Genomic DNA, 16613 nt, shown 5'->3' with positions numbered 1-16613 from the left:
TGCGGGCGGGACCACCCACACCTGGAACAGTATTGAGCAGGACTTTTGGCGTCCCGTTCGTATTCCCCGTGCATCCACACACAATCCCGGCTATCCAGACAACTATGATGCTCGCTCCGTACGGTCGCTGCCATGAGCACATCCGATAAGGCACAGACCCTCAAACAGCTCCACGAATCCGAGACCATCCTGCGCGTGGTCAACGTGTGGGATGCGATCACCACCAAGGTCGTCTCAGACCTCCCCGAGACCAAGGCGATCGCGACTGCGGGCCACTCGATCGCCGCATCCCACGGATTCGCCGACGGCGAGATTCCCCTGGACCTCGCCCTTGCCGCCGTGGAGCGAATCGTGCAGGCCACCGACCTGCCGGTGACCGCGGACCTCGACGCCGGGTTCGGCAACCCCGGCGAGACAATTCGTCGCGCGATCGGCGTGGGCGTGGTCGGTGCGAATGTCGAAGACCGACTGGTGCCGCTCGAAGAAGCCGTCGCAAATGTGCAGGCGATCGTCGCCGCAGGTGAGGCGGAGGGTGTCGAGTTCCAGCTCAATGCCCGTACCGATGCGATTGTCCGAGGTGGTGACCGGCCACTGAGCGAGAGCCTCGCGGATGCGATCGAACGCGGCAAGGCGTTCTTGGATGCGGGCGCCTCGCTCGTGTTTGTGCCGGGAGTGCTCGACCGGGAAGCGACCGAGACGCTGGTGGCCGGTCTTGGCCGCGGTAAGCTCAGCGTGATCGGGCTACCGGGAGCGCTCTCCGCCGCGGAATACGAGTCGCTCGGTGTCGCGCGGATTTCCTACGGCCCGACCACGCAGCGCGTTGCTCTGCGTGCTTACCGCGATCTCGCGACCGATCTCTACGGCAATGGTGTGATTCCCGAAGACACCCCGGCGCTGAATTAGCTCATCGGCGGGAATAGGTACCGCCTGAGCTGCATCCGCCGCGGGCATTTCAGCGCTGCACGCCGGCTACCACCGAAAACGCGGTTTACTACTTTCACGAAAGTAGTAAACCGCGTTTTCGGTGGTCCCCAACTGAGGTTGGGGTGGGCGCAGCGTGAATGTTCGCTGCGGTGTGGCTATTTCGCGTTCTTTGCGTCGCCGTCGTTCTTGTCGAAGAGGTCCGAGACCTTGTCGGCGGCCGTGTCGATCTGCTCATCGAACTTGCCACCGGTGACCTTCTTCGCACCGCCCGCAACCTGGTCGATCGCCTGGTCAGCCTGCTTGGGGTCTACGTTCTTCATCGCGTCGCCGAGTTGCTCGCCGAGCTTGCCGAAATCTACCATTGGTGTTCCTTTCCTTGCGGCTGCACTTGAGCCTGTAGTTGACATTAGGCAGCGGAGTTTTCTATTCGCTGCAGATCGGCCATACTCGCTTATTGCGGCGTCTAGTGCCCTGGTTCAGGTGAGGCTCGCATGGCACCCACTACCCAGATTGCGTCGGTTCAAGAACTGTGGAGTCTTCGACGGGTGCCGAACTTACTTCCAAATTCGGTTGTGACACGTGGCGTCCTCGCGCACCACCGCTGAATAATACGTATGTCACGGCAAGCAACACCGCGGTGCCAGCCCAGACGGCCCACCAAGGGAATCCTGGAAGATCGACCTTTGCGGGGTAATCTTCTCCTTCACTTTCAATGGGCGTGGGGATCCGTTCAGCAGTCACGAGCAACCGATGGCTGTTGATCCCGATAGGTGCGCAGGTCACGAGCGTCATCTGGTCGAGCAGCGGGTCGGGTACCAGTGATTCGGTTTCGTGTGGCAGCACCGTCCGCATTTCTTGCACTTCATAGGTCAGTCGCTCGCCGTACACCTCGATCTCGAAGGTGTCCCCGGGCACGAGGCGGTCGAGGAATGTGAAAAGAACGGCGTCGGCGAGCCCTGAATGCGCAGTGAGTACGGAATGGGTGCCGACCCCGCCGACTGGCAGCGCGGTGCCATATAGGTGACCGACTCCGTCCTCGAGAGTATCTTCTGTTGTGCCGTGATAGATCGGCAAATCGACATCGATCTTAGGAATGCGAATTCGAGCCATTACCCCAGTGGGCACGCCCTCAAGCGTGCTGAGATATTCGTCATACTGCGCGCTGTCGATGTCGGCAATGCTCTGAGTGAATGGATCGAAAGCAGCCCCAGCCTGTAGCGAATCGTTGTATTCGCGGGCGTCTTCAAGCGCCTTGGTTCGCTCGGCAAGCGCGATCTCGTCAACTTCGGCACTGTAATTGTCGATCATCGAAGACTGGTTCAACTGCGACACCCAGCGTGCGGTCATCGGATACAACATAATGAATATCCCAAGAACCGCAATCACCGCGAGCAAAATTCTGCTTCGCAACGGCGTTCCTTGACGGCGCAGGTGCGCGACTTGCAATCTTTCAGTCACTGCCGTCCTCTTCGATTTAACACAATCCAGAGCGTCGCGACTCCAAGCACTAGAACGGCACCGCCCACGTAGAAGGCGAGTGCGGTCGGCCCTCCGTAGTTCGGAGCCTGGTCAATGACGGTTTGTGTGCCATTCGGCAGAAACGAGTGGATGCGTTGCCCGAGTGGGAACATGGCGGTCTCCTCTACAGCATGGTCGGAATAGCGCGACATGCCATTCGTGTTAATGGGAGCGCGGGGTACGCCATCCTCGATGGCGTACCCCGCGTGGTGTCACTCCTCGGCGTTGCCGTTAGCAAGCAACGCTAGCGTTGTCCCGACTAAGCGTGTGCGCGGCGATTGCGGAGCACCGCACCGACAGCAATGGCAACGAGCGCAAGGCCACCAAGAATGAACATCGTGGTACCACCAGCACCGGTGAGTGGCAGCTCGAAGTTCGGCTGCTTGTTGTTGTCGACTGTTACTGCAATCGTCGTGCCCGCGGTGACTTTTGCTTCGTGGACTCGGTCGGCAGCTGCTTCAGGAAGCTGGTAGCCAGCGGGCGCCTGCACCTCAACGAGGTAGTAGGTCTTGCCCGCCTCGGTCGCGTTCAGAGGACCAAACGTGAGTTCGCCATTTGCACCAGTTGTGAGGGTCTTGTCAGCCGCAGCGCCCGGGACAACAAGTGCATTGTCGTCATTGTCAGCCAATGCGTCCGTCTCATTGTCATAGATCCGGAATTTTGCGCCTTCCAGCGTCTCATCGTTTGTGCCGTCAACCTTGATCACCTTTGCGTGGCCCCAGTATGTCTCTGGCTCTGTTGAAGGAATACGACTTGTTTCGTTGTCATTGATCGTGGTGTTGAGGAAGGCCTGGTTCGGGATGATGCCATTGTCAATGTCTGCGCCCGCTTTGATCGTGGTACGCACATCCAATGCAAGAATGCCACCGGAGTTAGCCTTAACCTTGCCGAGACCATTGTCGGTCAGCGAGAACGTCAATTTCTGACCAGTGATGTCGACGTTATAGTCGCCTGCAGCTAGCGCCGTGCCGTCGTATGTCACGTTCTGGACTGCGCTTTCGATTGCTCCGCCATCGAACGCAAGGAAAGCAAGACGGTCATCAATTGTGTCTTCGATTGACACTGCGTCAATCGAGTCGCCTTCGGCGAGCGTCGGCATTGTTGCGGCGATCGGCCAGGTGATGAGGTCGCCTGGCACACGAGCGTCGGCATCTTCAACCGTCTTCTCGAGTGTTGCAACCGAGTTCTTCGGATACGCGTGAATGCCGTAAACCCATTGGTTGTTGATATTCGACGGTATCACCACGAAGAATGGCTCGGCCTTCTTCACGATGTGGCTCTCACCGGTGTTCTCACCTTCAGTGACTAGGTACACACCCACGCCGAGATTGTCGAAAGTGGTTGTACCTTGGGCCCCGGTCACCTGCGGCCCAACGGTCTCACCAAAGGTAAGAGTGCTGTCATTCGGGTCAAGATTCTCGAGAGTATCCCAAACCGCAGGATCCGTGAGGTCGATGCTCGTGACCGGTTGCACCGAGAACTGGACGCCCTGCAGTGGGTTACCCGGTGCCGGGTCCAAGACCGAGCCGTCACCGACGGGCCCATCAGTCTCGGGCTGGGCGTGCTTGTGGATGGTGATCGAGCCTGTCGCTTCGAAGTTGATGTTGCCAAGATCAGGCAGGTCGTCGGCGTTTGCAGCGGTCGCGGCTCCGAAGAGGCCCGCCGATGCAAGTGCTACCGCGCCAAGCCCGGCAAGGATGCGCTTGCCCAGCGCGAGTGGTGTTACACCCATGGTTTGTTCCCTTTCAATTTTTGTGAGGAGTGTTGCTTGTCGAGTTGGTTAAGTGACGTGGAAGAATGATGGCTAGGAATCGAGGAGCGTATCGCCGGTCGCACGCTTGCGTCGTAGCGTGTACCAACCGACCGCGATGAGTGCAATAATCGCGGCGGCACCAGCGATGTAAGGCAGTCCCCCTCCAAACGCACCGGTTAGCGGCAACGTGCCGGGTTGCACAGGCTTGTTGACGAAGTTCTCGTCGAAGGCCCAGTGCAGTTCCTCGCCTGAGATTGTGAAGGTGTACTCAGCATCACTCTTCACGAAGCCAGCCGGCGCCTGGACTTCGGTGAGCTTGTAGTCGCCCCACCAAAGCTCGTCGATAATGAACACACCGGTCTCGGTCCCGTTGTTTCGCTCGTGATCGTCACCGATCTCGACGCCACCGTCGGGAAGCCCGGGCCCTTGTAGCAGCCAGACCGAACCGTTCAGCGCCGAACCGTTATCCGCTACCTTGAGCCACTCCACACTTCCCGGGAGATCTGCGTTGGTGAGTGTACAAACCACATCGGTGCCGGCGGCAACAGTGACAGAACTATCGTCACTGATTTCCGCGTCGTTGCCGTCAACAGTGCACACAGTCGATCGATGCTCGTAACCTGCATTGGCGACAGAGCCTTCGCTTCCCTCGCCATAGAATTCACCGATGACGTAGTCGCCCGGTTCAACTTGCTCGTTGGTTTCGCCACTCTCAAACTGGAGAGCGATGTCTTCGTCCGATTTCGTTGCAGTCAGTGTCCAAGGATCAGTGCTGTCAGATCCGCCGTAGTTGATGTCGAAGTCCTTGATTAGAGTCAACGAACCGTGTGGGACCGGTGGCCGATTGTAGACCGTGCAGGATATATTGGCTGAACTGGCAATGTCTGCAAGCGTGAATCCAAATTCACCGTCGTTCTGCACTTCAACCGGGGCGTTGCCGTTCGAAATATCTACGCAAACAGCATTCTGACCATCCTGTGTAACGAGCGAGTAGTCGTCCCTTATCGTCTCCTCTATCGTTACATCAGTGAGGTCCGACGGGTTGCTGAAATCGAGGCTAAATTCAACCGCACCTGTCTCGGATGTTTCGCCCGTCGTCGACTGCGCAGAATTGGGATCGAATGTTACGGATGAATTCGAAGACTCAGCGGAGAACTCCCAGCCCGCAGCGGGCGTTGCACCCGTGATGTCTTCACCTGTTGTGTTTGAGTCGACGACCTGCTTGACCACTGTGATGTTGCCAGCGCAGCTTTCCGCGATCATTGCTTGCAATGCGGCCGCTGCCTCGGCATAGTTCTGAGTTTGGAAGTAGTCACTACCCTTGTTCGGGCCAGAGATAGAAGAAAGGTTGAGTCCTGAAGCGGCTGACGTTACACCTCCCCCAACTCCGACTGCGACAACTCGTGTGCCCTTCTCTTTCAAGGCGTTTGCGGAAAAAATACCCTCTTCCACCTCAGTGAAGCGCGTAAGGTTTCCATTGCCCGCGTGGTTCGTACCGTGGAATGTAGGGTTACCGTCGGTGAGCACGATAGCCACGTCGTAGTCATTATTCGATTGAACAGGTTGATAAAGGCCTCGGTCCCAGTTCGTTCCACCGCTCGGCGTGAAGTTCGCATTGCCGTTGTTGTTGGTGTACCAGGCCTTGACTTCGTCTGCTCCACTTGTGGTGGACACGCTTTGCTGTACAGGGTGGTTCGGCACTAGGACGGTATCAGTATTGCTATTGCTGCCCCAGGCAGTTGCCGGCGAGAGAGTACTGAAGGTGTAAAGCGAGACGCTTGAGTCCGTGCCGGTCAGAGCATCAACGAAGGTGTTTGATGCCTGGACCAACTGATTTTGGCTTCCAGCTACAGAACCAGACAGGTCGAAGATGAGCGCTACATCGATACCGCACTGTTTAATGACCGGGTTGTCTTTCACAAATTGAAAGACGCCGTTCGAGGCTGTGTTCGAACCGTTGTCACTACTGATCATGAAATGCTGTGTTGACCTGTATGTTTGCCCCCCGCGGAGGATCCAATCCGGTTGAAAAAACCCACCTGGCTCACCAACACGGAAGCTATAGGTACTGCCGTCCGCGCTCGGTGGGTTTCCCGTCCCTAAACGGTTACTTCCAGCAATGTGATATCCCTCGGGAGCCTCGATGGCCTTTACGTACAGTGCCCTGTCACGATTGGTACCGCCGCTATTTGTGTTTGGAATGGTGAAGCTGCAGTCCCCGTCCGCATCAGAGGTACACCTTGCCCAGGTGTCGCTGACTGGCGAGTTCGCGTTCTGGGATGAGAAAAGTCCCAGAGTGGCGCCGGCCAACGGTTGAATCGTCCCGTTGTCTGTACCGGTCCTGTGACTACCGACTTTGACAGTCACGACTGACTGGCTGTTATTCGGCTGCGGGACGCTGAATGGGGTGATTTCTACCTCGAAGTCGTCTTCAGCTTGAGGGTCAACAGATCCCTCTTCAGGCGTTGGAGTCTCTGTTTCCGTCTTCTCGACCGGAGCCTGCGTGGAAGTTTCGTCAATTTCGGGAGGTTCAGTTTCCGTTGCCAGCGCCGTCGCCGGCACGGCGATCGTTGAAGCGAGCACCATTGCCGCTGCGGCCGCGACGGGCCTCCACCAGCGACTGAGCGAAACGCGCATAAAAAGCTCCTGTGATTCAAAAGGGCGCCACAATTACGGCCGAGTAGAGGGCCTATTTGTTAAGCCACGAACCCAGGCTGGCCAGTAATTTTTGTTAATCCGGCCGTCAGATCCGTTATCAACTCGACACAACCATGAGCGTAGCGTGTGAGTTCCATGTATGTAAATGAATGTTGTACTTATTGGAATTTATTGCGCTGTTCTACAAGTTTCATGCCGTTTGTTCACACTTTTTGGTCAGATCAGTGGTTGGACTCGATCTGTCGCGGCGCGGAAAGTCGCTTTGCTGCTATGTGCACCATGACGAGTGTGGGCGTTTTTCACAGAATGACCGAAGGTGGCCTTTCTCTGTGGCGCAAATTTCACCCAAGATGCAGAGAAGAAACTATTGGCTTTTGTGTTCCAAGAATATGGACAGTCATAGCCTTTATCCCAATTGGTATTCGAATTACCTAGTAGTTCCATTGATTAATGTATTGGGTATAACCAGTATTTCTTATAGGTTCTCTCTGTTTAATTAATAGGTTTACCTAGGACGGCTTGTCATAAGACGCGTCAGTATTCGTCCACAGTGAACCGTGCGACCATCGAAGCGCATCCACGAGCAACCACCTGGCAGGCACGCTCCCCGACCACACCCACACACCCACCCGCCCACCCCGCTGTGGAAACCAAAAACGGGGCCGAGCAGTAAAACTGCTCGACCCCGAAGAGTGTGTAGCTGGAAGCTACAGAGTCACGAAGACTACTTGGTGACCTTGGTCACGGTACCGGCGCCTACGGTGCGGCCACCCTCACGGATAGCGAAGCCGAGGCCCTCTTCCATAGCGATTGGCTGGATGAGCTCAACCGTCATGTCAACGGTGTCACCAGGCATAACCATTTCCTTGTCAGCAGGAAGGGTGATAACGCCGGTTACGTCCGTGGTGCGGAAGTAGAACTGCGGGCGGTAGTTCGAGTAGAACGGGTTGTGACGGCCACCCTCTTCCTTCGAGAGGATGTACGCGGTGCCCTCGAAGTTGGTGTGCGGGGTGGTGGTTCCCGGCTCAACAACAACCTGGCCGCGCTCTACGTCTTCACGCTTGAGACCGCGGAGGAGGAGACCACAGTTCTCGCCGGCCCATGCCTCGTCGAGCTGCTTGTGGAACATCTCGATACCGGTAACGGTGGTCTTCTGCGTGGGGCGGATACCAACGATCTCAACGTCAGAGTTGATCTTGAGGGTACCGCGCTCGGCGCGACCGGTTACAACGGTTCCACGACCGGTGATCGTGAAGACGTCCTCAACAGGCATGAGGAATGGCTGGTCGCGGTCACGTACCGGGTCGGGTACGTTCTCGTCGACTGCGTCCATGAGCTCGAGGATCGAGTTGACCCACTTCTCTTCGCCTTCGAGTGCCTTGAGTGCCGATACGCGAACGATCGGAGCCTCTTCGTCAAAGCCCTGCGAAGCGAGGAGCTCCTGAACCTCGAGCTCAACGAGCTCAAGGATCTCTTCGTCGTCAACTGCATCCGACTTGTTCAGCGCTGCGAGCAGGTAAGGAACGCCAACCTGCTTTGCGAGCAGAACGTGCTCACGGGTCTGCGCCATCGGGCCGTCAGTGGCGGCAACAACGAGGATTGCGCCGTCCATCTGTGCGGCACCGGTGATCATGTTCTTCACGTAGTCGGCGTGACCAGGAGCGTCAACGTGTGCGTAGTGACGCTTCTCAGTCTCGTACTCGATGTGCGAGATGTTGATCGTGATACCACGCTGGCGCTCTTCCGGAGCCGAGTCAATGGTGCCGAAGTCACGCTGGACGTTGGTTTCCGAAGGGTACTTGTCAGCAAGTACCTTCGAGATCGCTGCGGACAGCGTCGTCTTACCGTGGTCAACGTGACCGATGGTTCCGATGTTTACGTGCGGCTTGGTCCGCTCGAACTTGGCCTTGGCCACTGTGGTCCTCCTCAGGACAGTTTCTTGGATTCGACTCACGCGGTAGCGTGAAACGAGTCTTGGAAATTGGACAGATGATTATGTTACCTGGCGATTCACTGGCGAATCTCCGGGCGATTGAGCTTGAGCTTATTCGCCCTTGCTCTTCTGGATGATCTCGTCGGCAACAGCCTTCGGGACCTCCGCATAGGAGTCAAACTCCATCGAGTACACAGCACGACCGGAGGTCTTGCTGCGAAGGTCGCCGATGTAGCCGAACATTTCGGACAGCGGAACCAGTGCGCTCACCAGCTTGACGCCGGAAGCATCCTCCATCGACTGGATCTGACCACGACGTGAGTTCAGGTCGCCGATCACATCACCCATGTACTCCTCAGGCGTGCGCACCTCGACCTTCATCAGCGGTTCGAGCAGCGCGGGGCTTGCCTTAGGAGCAGCTTCCCGGAAGGCCATGGATCCAGCAATCTTGAACGCCATTTCAGACGAGTCAACATCGTGGTACTGACCATCAAGGAGGGTTGCCTTGACACCGACCAGCGGGTAGCCAGCCAGAATGCCGACGCGCATCGCATCCTGGATACCTGCGTCGACGGAAGGAATGTACTCGCGAGGAACGCGACCACCGGTAACGGCGTTGTCGAACTCGTAGATCTTGTCGCCCTCAACCTCCATGGGTTCGAGCTTGATCTGGACCTTCGCGAACTGACCGGAACCACCGGTCTGCTTCTTGTGCGTGTAGTCGAACTTCTCGACGGTACGGCGCAAGGTTTCACGGTAGGCAACCTGCGGCTTACCGATGCTCGCCTCAACCTTGAACTCGCGCTTCATGCGGTCAACGAGCACGTCGAGGTGCAGCTCACCCATACCCGAGATCGTGGTCTGGCCAGTCTCCGGATTGAGCTCGACGCGGAACGTCGGGTCTTCTTCAGCGAGCTTCTGGATCGCGGTACCGAGCTTCTCCTGGTCAGCCTTCGAGTTTGGCTCGATAGCAACCGAGATTACGGGCTCGGGGAAGGTCATCGACTCAAGGATGACGGGCTGGTCGAGTGCCGAGAGGGTGTCACCGGTGGTGGTGTCCTTCAGACCGATCGCCGCGTAGATGTGCCCCGCGTGAACTGCTTCAACCGGGTTTTCCTTGTTCGAGTGCATCTGGAAGAGCTTTCCGATGCGCTCCTTCTTACCCTTGGTCGAGTTGAGTACCTGGGTACCCGCACCGACGTGACCGGAGTACACACGGATGTAGGTGAGACGACCGTAGAACGGGTGCACCGCGACCTTGAACGCGAGAGCGGAGAATGGAGCATCCTCTGATGGCTCGCGAGTGATCTCGATCTCTTCGTCCTTGACGTCGTGACCGATCATCGGCGGCACGTCGAGGGGCGAAGGCAGGAAGCGAACCACGTTGTCGAGCATGGGCTGGATGCCGCGGTTCTTGAACGCGGTACCGCACATCACGGGGAAGGCCTGCGTGCTGATCGTCAGCTCGCGGATTCCGGCGTAGATTTCTTCTTCGGTGAGCTCTTCGCCACCGAGGTACTTCTCGAGCAGTTCGTCATTCGCTTCGGCGACCGACTCGAGGAGCTCGGCACGGTATTCCTCCGCACGCTCCTTGAGGTCGGCGGGGATCTCTTCAACAACGGCATCTGCACCGGGAGCAACGACGCCCTTGGCGTCACCGCGCCAGGTGAGCGCTTCCATCTTGATGAGGTCAACCACACCGACGAAGTCGTTCTCAACACCGATCGGCAGCTGCAGCACGAGCGGCTTGATGCCGAGGCGCGACTTGATCGTGTCAACCGAGTAGTAGAAGTCAGCGCCGAGCTTGTCCATCTTGTTGATGAAGCACATGCGCGGAACTTCGTACTTGTCAGCCTGACGCCACACGGTCTCCGACTGGGGCTCAACGCCCTCCTTGCCGTCGAACACTGCGACCGCACCGTCGAGCACGCGCAGCGAGCGCTCTACCTCAACGGTGAAGTCAACGTGACCGGGGGTGTCAATGATGTTGATCTGCGTGTCGTTCCAGAAACAGGTGGTCGCAGCCGAGGTAATGGTGATACCACGCTCCTGCTCCTGCTCCATCCAGTCCATGGTGGCCGCACCGTCGTGGCTTTCACCAATCTTGTGGTTGACGCCCGTGTAGAACAGGATGCGCTCTGTAGTTGTGGTCTTACCGGCATCAATGTGGGCCATGATGCCGATATTGCGAACCTTCTTGAGGTTAGTTTGCACGTCCTGTGCCACGGATATCTCCCGTTACTTGTAGCTTCTGGATGAGGGGATGCGATCGAGTCGAAACAACCGACCGGCCAACACGCATTATTACGCAGGATTTTTAACTGCTCGTGTTGACCGGTTTGTGTACTACCAGCGGTAGTGGGCGAAGGCCTTGTTGGATTCGGCCATCTTGTGCATGTCTTCGCGACGCTTCACCGCGGCACCGAGGCCGTTGGAGGCATCGAGAATCTCGTTGGTGAGACGCTCGGTCATGGTCTTCTCACGACGAGCCTGCGCGTACGAGGTGAGCCAGCGAAGCGCGAGGGTGTTCGCACGAACCGGCTTTACTTCAACCGGAACCTGGTAGGTCGAACCACCCACACGACGCGAGCGAACCTCGAGCGTCGGGCGAACGTTGTCGAGTGCCTTCTTGAGGGTTGCAACTGCATCCTCACCGTTCTTGGCAGCAACAGCCTCGAGTGCACCGTAAACGATGCGCTCAGCCTGGGACTTCTTGCCGTGTACGAGCACCTTGTTGATGAGCTGCGTAACGATGGGTGAACCGTATACCGGGTCGGTGACGACCGGGCGCTTGGGTGCTGGACCCTTACGAGGCATTACTTCTCCTTCTTCGCGCCGTAGTGGCTACGGGCCTGCTTGCGGTCCTTGACTGCCTGGGTGTCCAGTGCGCCACGGACGATGTGGTAACGAACACCGGGGAGGTCCTTCACACGACCGCCACGCACGAGCACCATCGAGTGCTCCTGGAGGTTGTGACCCTCACCGGGGATGTATGCGGTGACCTCAGTGCCGTTCGACAGCTTCACGCGAGCTACCTTACGCAGCGCCGAGTTCGGCTTCTTGGGCGTGGTGGTGTAGACGCGCGTGCACACTCCGCGCTGCTGCGGGTTTGCCTTAAGGGCGGGCGACTTCGAGCCCGATACCTTGGGCTTGCGGCCCTTTCGGACCAACTGCTGAATCGTTGGCACTTGTTTGATCTCCTTGGGTTATTTGGTGCTTCTCGCAATGCTGCATTTGCAGCGGCGGCAGGTGCCCTCACCCAGAATTCAAGAATCACATCCATAATGTGATTCTGTGAATCGGGTAACGCCCGCGGCTTCGGAAATTTCTCCGTAGCTCCGGCTCACGCAGACTCGCACGAGAGCGACGACCGCGCGCGTTTCAGGCACGCCGATAATTGATGTACCGAACCAGCTTACCCATAGAGCAAAATGCGGTCAAGCTCTACTTGCCCGAGCTTGTGCTCAACGTGGTCGAATCAAGGATGCGGTCAAGGTCACTCTCGATCGCGGGTTCCTGAATTTTGAGATAGGTCGCGATCGCGGTGGCCACGAGCGTGTTCTCCGCAACCGCGAGCAACTGCAGTCGATAGCGGGTGCGCATGAGCATCCCGTTCTCATCGGTGGTCTCGCTCTGGAGTTCTACCTGCGGGGGCTCGCCGCCCAAGTCACTGCTAGTGAGGATGCGTGCGCCAGCGTTCTTGAGTTGTGCCGCGACGATTTCAATCGCTTCGTCGGGGCTCACGTTCCCTGGCCATTTATCCAGGGTGACCAGGATATTCGGCACGAAACCGTGGGAGCTTACCGTGTGGCGTGCTCCCCCGATGGTGTTTTCCCAATCGAAATTTTCCCAATTGGTGGGGAGATCAAAGGTGGCTCGGATCTGCGGACCTGTGGTCATGTCTAGCGCTCAACTTCGATCGGTTCATTGTTGGCGATGGCGCTTGCCTTGCGTTCTTCTTCAACACGACGATCATACTCATCCTGGTCGCGCTGGTTCAGGCGTTTGACGCGACGCCCGCGCGCTGCGATCAGGCCACCAACCCAGTTCGCCGACTCGCGTGCGGTAATGAAGGCGATCAGTGCCCCCGGCAGGTGCTCGGGCGAGGTCAACAAGTTAAGAAAGTGTTCATTTGACCAGGGCTGTCCGTTGATAACTTCTTGCCCGGCGAGTCCCACATAGTGTCCGCCGAATGCGATGACTGCGAGGAAGAAGCTGGCGAGGATAAACGACCACCAGCCGGCGCGGTTGGAGAGTACAGACCAGAGAATCATCACGATGCCAAAGAACGCGACTGGTACGTAGAACGCCGCCGTGCCAACGAAGGCCCAGGCATCACCGAGGAAATCAGCTCCCGAGGTGACGAGGAATCGGGCACCGGCAAATACCAGGGCGTAGAGCACGGCAAAGATGATTGTCGTGATCACGGCCCCGATGAGCGCGAACGTGCGGTTGCCACGCTTTTGGGGCGGAATGATGAGCCCCTCGGTCGAGGTACTGCCGAGCATCGTTTCGCTAAACTCATCGTCTTCGCGACGGCGTTCGTCCTCGCGCAGTTCTTCTTCGGTGACCGTGGAGTAGACCGCGGTGGGGTCTTCGGCTTCCGCGGTGTCAGCATCCGCGCGGTCGGTGCGGTCCGCGTCGGTGCCGTCTGCAGTCACCAGCGCTGCGCCGTCAGCATCCGTATCGTGGCGGTGACCGTCACGGGTGGCTGCGTCCTGGTCATCGAGTGCGTCGGTATCGGTGGCTGCCACGTCCGAGACGGACTCGTTAGTGTCCGTGGTCCGCTCTCGCGTTGCGCGTTCCTCATACGGAATCGCGCGCGAGCGCTGGACTGCTTCGTCTAGCCGACTTTGCGAGCCCGCTGCTCCCGCGGCACCGGCGGCTGCCGCACCGGCAACTGCGGTATCCGCGGATGCATCCGCCGCAGGTTCCTCGGCGACATCCGATTCGGCAATGTAATTGGGGTCGGCCGCTTGGCTCTCAGCGGCCTGGACCTCGGGTTCGTGATGCACCGCATCCTGCTCCCCCGGCTCGGGCGGAATATCGGTGGCCGGTACCGGCTGCTCGGGTGCGGATGCGCTGAAGGCACCGGGGGCCTCGGCGTTAGCACCGCGATCGACGGGGATTTCACGCTCGATAGGAGCACCGCGATCGGCATGGGCCCCCGCGTGAGCATCAGCGTGCTCGAATTCGCTCGTGTCGATCGCATCGGTGTCGTGCACTGCCGCATGATCACGCGTGTATTCGGGGGCGGCGGAATCTTGTCGATCAGATTCGGGCGTAGCGGTACCGGTCGCGGCCGGGCGCGGTTTCCTTGCTGCAGGCGGCAGCAGGTGCGGGTCCACGTCCATCCGTGGTCCGTCATCGAATGGCTGCGGAGTCGAGCGCTGCTGATCGTTCATACGGTCACTGTAAGAGAGAATCTGGCCGATCCTTGGCATTCACACGGCGCGCGCGGCATTGCGGAAACCAAAAACTGGCTGGGTAGCCGCGATCGGCGGCTACCCAGCCAGTGAGTTATGGAATGTTGCTAGTTGCTCAGGTCGAGACCGAAGTCTTCACCCTGGCTGTAGCTGTCGAAGTCCGCGAAGGAGAGGGTCTCCCCGAACTCTTCCGTTGACTCGACGTAGGGGTACCGCTCGGCGATTGCCTCTTCGGTCGGTTCCACGACCTGGTTGCCGTAGCTCGGGAGCCCGGTACCCGCGGTGATGAGGCGACCGATGATGACGTTCTCCTTGAGGCCGAGCAGCGGGTCGGTCTTCTGTTCCATAGCCGCCTGCGTGAGAACGCGGGTGGTTTCCTGGAACGAAGCGGCCGACAGCCACGACTCGGTAGCGAGCGACGCCTTGGTAATACCCATGACCTCGGGGCGACCGGATGCGGGGCGCTGCCCCTCCTGCACTGCCTGACGGTTCTGTGCTTGGAAGCGCTGGCGGTCGACCAGCTCACCTGGGAGCATCACAGTTTCACCGGAGTCGTTGATGGTGACCTTGCGGAGCATCTGGCGAACGATGACCTCGATGTGCTTGTCGTGGATCGGCACACCCTGGCTGTTGTAAACCTCCTGCACGCCCTTGACGAGGTACTTCTGGACCGCGGTGGTACCGAGAACCTCGAGCACCTCCTTCGGGTCGAGCGGACCTTCAACGAGCTGGGTGCCCGGCTCCACGCGTTCGCCGTCCTCAACGTACAGTTCTGCACGCTTCGAAACGGGGTACGTGAGTACCTCTTCATCCTCAGCATCCGGGGTCAGCACAATCTTGCGCGACCGCTCGGTGTCCTGGATCGAGATGGTACCGGCAAACTTCGCGAGGCTCGCAGCACCCTTAGGGGTACGTGCCTCGAAGAGCTCCTGCACACGCGGCAGACCCTGCGTGATGTCGGTACCCGAAGCCACACCACCGGTGTGGAAGGTACGCATCGTCAGCTGGGTACCGGGCTCACCGATGGACTGCGCGGCGATAATACCGACAGCCTCACCCATGTCCGCAAGGTGGCTGGACGCCATCGAGCGGCCGTAGCACTTCGAGCAGACACCGACCTGCGATTCACAGGTCAGTACCGAACGGATCAGCACTTCCGAGACACCGGCGTTGTAGAGGCGCTCAATAAGTACGTCACCCACTGGCTCACCAGCCTGGCCGAGCACCTCACCGGATGCGTCGGTCACGTCGGTTGCGAGGGTACGCGCGTAGACCGAGTTCTCCACGTTTTCGGCGAGCTCGCGCTCACCGGCAGCGTTGGTCTGTGCGATCGGCAGCTTGAGGCCCTTGCGAGTACCGCAGTCTTCCTCGCGGATGATGACATCCTGCGAGACGTCCACCAGACGACGGGTCAGGTAACCCGAGTCGGCGGTCTTCAGAGCGGTGTCAGCAAGACCCTTACGGGCACCGTGCGTGGATGAGAAGTACTCGAGCACCGTGAGGCCCTCACGGTAGGAGTGGATGATCGGACGAGCGATCTTCTCACCCTTCGGGTTTGCCACGATGCCTCGCATACCGGCGATCTGACGAACCTGCAGCCAGTTACCGTTTGCACCTGCGGTCACCATGCGGTGAATCGAGTTGCTCTCGGGGAACTGCTCGCGGGTGTCTTCAGCAACCCGGTCGGTTGCCGCTTCCCACAGCGCGATCGTCTTCTCGCGGTATTCCTGCTGCGTGGACAGACCCATCGCGTAGTCCTCACGGAGCTCCGCGACCTTGGTCTCGGTCTCGGCGATGATCGCATCCTTCGTGTCGGGGACGATGACGTCCGCAACCGAAAGCGAAATTCCCGAGCGAGTTGCCCAGTAGAAACCGGCGTCCTTGATCTTGTCGAGGGTGGCGGCCACCACATCCTTGTCGAAACGCTCGGCAAGGTAGTTCACGACATCCGACAGCCGACCCTTGGTCATCGTGTCTTCAAGGTAGGGGTACTCGGTCGGCAGCAACTCGTTGAACAGTGCGCGACCAAGCGTGGTCTTGAGCGTGAGCGCCTGGCCCAGCTCGAAGCCTTCCGGCTCCTGACCGCGCTGCGGCGTGACGTTCTCCACACGCACCGTGATGGGTGCGTTGAGGTGCAGCGAGCCTTCATCCTGAGCCATGATCGCCTCGGCAATCGACGCGAAGGCACGACCGGCACCCACGGCATCCGGAAGCTCGAAGGTGAGGTGGTACAGACCCGCGACCATGTCCTGCGAGGGCAGGGTCACCGGGCGACCGTCCGAAGGCTTGAGGATGTTGTTCGACGCGAGCATGAGCACGCGGGCCTCAGCCTGTGCCTCAACCGAGAGCGGCAGGTGCACAGCCATCTGGTCACCGTCGAAGTCAGCGTTGAACGCCGAGC

The 16613-nt window shown here is 58.8% G+C and carries 12 protein-coding genes and 1 pseudogene; 1 reads left to right on the top strand and 12 read right to left on the bottom strand.

What is annotated here, in order from left to right; translation table 11 throughout:
- Positions 1 to 132 precede the first annotated feature (132 nt).
- Positions 133 to 903, top strand: coding sequence for an isocitrate lyase/PEP mutase family protein (locus ACTHXA_RS11680; protein WP_441672548.1), 771 nt, complete (start codon positions 133 to 135; stop codon positions 901 to 903).
- 176 nt (positions 904 to 1079) lie between these two features.
- Here the strand turns inward: ACTHXA_RS11680 and ACTHXA_RS11675 are convergent, their stop codons facing one another.
- The 12 genes and pseudogenes from ACTHXA_RS11675 to ACTHXA_RS11620 form a co-directional block, all read right to left on the bottom strand.
- Positions 1080 to 1286: an Rv0909 family putative TA system antitoxin gene (locus ACTHXA_RS11675; RefSeq protein WP_441672546.1), complete on the bottom strand. Its 207-nt coding sequence runs from the start codon at positions 1284 to 1286 to the stop codon at positions 1080 to 1082.
- A gap of 139 nt (positions 1287 to 1425) precedes the next feature.
- The gene (locus tag ACTHXA_RS11670) at positions 1426 to 2310 is read right to left on the bottom strand and encodes a class C sortase (protein ID WP_441672650.1); all 885 of its coding nucleotides are present in this window, start codon (positions 2308 to 2310) and stop codon (positions 1426 to 1428) included.
- Positions 2311 to 2378: 68 nt separating this feature from the next.
- The gene (locus ACTHXA_RS11665) at positions 2379 to 2594 is read right to left on the bottom strand and encodes a hypothetical protein (RefSeq protein ID WP_441672544.1); all 216 of its coding nucleotides are present in this window, start codon (positions 2592 to 2594) and stop codon (positions 2379 to 2381) included.
- 107 nt (positions 2595 to 2701) lie between these two features.
- Complete coding sequence (locus ACTHXA_RS11660) at positions 2702 to 4174, bottom strand: SpaH/EbpB family LPXTG-anchored major pilin (RefSeq protein WP_441672542.1); 1473 nt, start codon at positions 4172 to 4174, stop codon at positions 2702 to 2704.
- A gap of 72 nt (positions 4175 to 4246) precedes the next feature.
- The gene (locus ACTHXA_RS11655) at positions 4247 to 6832 is read right to left on the bottom strand and encodes a SpaA isopeptide-forming pilin-related protein (RefSeq protein WP_441672540.1); all 2586 of its coding nucleotides are present in this window, start codon (positions 6830 to 6832) and stop codon (positions 4247 to 4249) included.
- 745 nt (positions 6833 to 7577) lie between these two features.
- The gene (gene tuf / locus ACTHXA_RS11650) at positions 7578 to 8768 is read right to left on the bottom strand and encodes an elongation factor Tu (protein WP_441672538.1); all 1191 of its coding nucleotides are present in this window, start codon (positions 8766 to 8768) and stop codon (positions 7578 to 7580) included.
- A 129-nt stretch (positions 8769 to 8897) separates the two neighbouring features.
- The gene (fusA, locus tag ACTHXA_RS11645; RefSeq protein ID WP_441672536.1) at positions 8898 to 11012 is read right to left on the bottom strand and encodes an elongation factor G; all 2115 of its coding nucleotides are present in this window, start codon (positions 11010 to 11012) and stop codon (positions 8898 to 8900) included.
- A 120-nt stretch (positions 11013 to 11132) separates the two neighbouring features.
- On the bottom strand, positions 11133 to 11603 hold the full coding sequence (gene rpsG / locus ACTHXA_RS11640) for a 30S ribosomal protein S7 (protein ID WP_441672534.1): 471 nt from the start codon (positions 11601 to 11603) through the stop codon (positions 11133 to 11135).
- On the bottom strand, positions 11603 to 11974 hold the full coding sequence (gene rpsL, locus ACTHXA_RS11635; protein WP_026937634.1) for a 30S ribosomal protein S12: 372 nt from the start codon (positions 11972 to 11974) through the stop codon (positions 11603 to 11605). The genes rpsG and rpsL overlap by 1 nt, the downstream gene beginning before the upstream one ends.
- Before the next feature lie 256 nt (positions 11975 to 12230).
- Positions 12231 to 12686: a hypothetical protein gene (locus ACTHXA_RS11630; protein ID WP_441672532.1), complete on the bottom strand. Its 456-nt coding sequence runs from the start codon at positions 12684 to 12686 to the stop codon at positions 12231 to 12233.
- Between the two features lie 2 nt (positions 12687 to 12688).
- The gene (locus tag ACTHXA_RS11625; RefSeq protein WP_441672530.1) at positions 12689 to 14191 is read right to left on the bottom strand and encodes a hypothetical protein; all 1503 of its coding nucleotides are present in this window, start codon (positions 14189 to 14191) and stop codon (positions 12689 to 12691) included.
- Positions 14192 to 14319: 128 nt separating this feature from the next.
- Positions 14320 to 16613, bottom strand: a pseudogene (locus tag ACTHXA_RS11620) (DNA-directed RNA polymerase subunit beta'); the annotation flags it as partial.

The organism is Gulosibacter sp. (assembly GCF_052090685.1).
Taxonomy (GTDB): Bacteria; Actinomycetota; Actinomycetes; order Actinomycetales; family Microbacteriaceae; genus Gulosibacter.
The sequence above is the reverse complement of the archived record's forward strand: the minus strand, read 5'-3'. Positions and strand labels throughout refer to the sequence as shown.

What these genes read in the sequence shown, in the direction of transcription:
- ACTHXA_RS11680 (WP_441672548.1), top strand. Translation starts at nt 133, where the DNA reads ATGAGCACATCCGATAAGGCACAGACCCTCAAACAGCTCCACGAATCC.
- ACTHXA_RS11675 (WP_441672546.1), bottom strand. Translation starts at nt 1,286, where the DNA reads ATGGTAGATTTCGGCAAGCTCGGCGAGCAACTCGGCGACGCGATGAAG.
- ACTHXA_RS11665 (WP_441672544.1), bottom strand. Translation starts at nt 2,594, where the DNA reads ATGTCGCGCTATTCCGACCATGCTGTAGAGGAGACCGCCATGTTCCCA.
- ACTHXA_RS11660 (WP_441672542.1), bottom strand. Translation starts at nt 4,174, where the DNA reads ATGGGTGTAACACCACTCGCGCTGGGCAAGCGCATCCTTGCCGGGCTT.
- ACTHXA_RS11655 (WP_441672540.1), bottom strand. Translation starts at nt 6,832, where the DNA reads ATGCGCGTTTCGCTCAGTCGCTGGTGGAGGCCCGTCGCGGCCGCAGCG.
- rpsG (WP_441672534.1), bottom strand. Translation starts at nt 11,603, where the DNA reads ATGCCTCGTAAGGGTCCAGCACCCAAGCGCCCGGTCGTCACCGACCCG.
- ACTHXA_RS11630 (WP_441672532.1), bottom strand. Translation starts at nt 12,686, where the DNA reads ATGACCACAGGTCCGCAGATCCGAGCCACCTTTGATCTCCCCACCAAT.
- ACTHXA_RS11625 (WP_441672530.1), bottom strand. Translation starts at nt 14,191, where the DNA reads ATGAACGATCAGCAGCGCTCGACTCCGCAGCCATTCGATGACGGACCA.